1 pseudogene is annotated in these 424 nt (G+C 76.4%); it reads left to right on the top strand.

Annotated elements, in window-relative coordinates:
• Nucleotides 1-424 (top strand): annotated as a pseudogene (locus tag D7W81_RS41595) (glycosyl transferase family 1); the annotation flags it as partial.

Raw genomic sequence — 424 nt, 5'->3', positions numbered from 1 at the left:
CCCGGAGGCCGAAAAGCCGCCCATCCGGGGAGGTTCCGTCTCCGACGCGGACCGCCCTCCGCAGCTGCCGCCCCGCGCCGCCGCCCCGCCGCCCGTTCCGCGTCAGGGGCCGCCCCGGCTGAGCCCGACGCCGCCCGTGCTGAAGCCCTCCACGGCCACGTCCCCGGACGACGAGCCGGAGGAGATCGCCGCCGACGAGGCCCTGTCGCTGGACGATGACGCCGGGCACACACCGTCCAACGCCAGCCTGGCGCTCGACGAGCCGGAGGAGATCGCCGCCGACGAGGTCCACGACGCGGACTCGCTCGACATGGAGGCCGCCGACGCGGAGGAGGCGGTGGACGAAGGGCCTCCTCCCGCGCCGCCCGCCTCCACGCTCAACCCGTGGTTCGCGCAGCTCGCGCACGGGTACTGCCCTCCCGAG

The sequence above is a fragment of the Corallococcus aberystwythensis genome, assembly GCF_003612165.1.
Lineage (GTDB): Bacteria > Myxococcota > Myxococcia > Myxococcales > Myxococcaceae > Corallococcus > Corallococcus aberystwythensis.
This window is presented reverse-complemented; position numbering and strand designations above follow the sequence as displayed.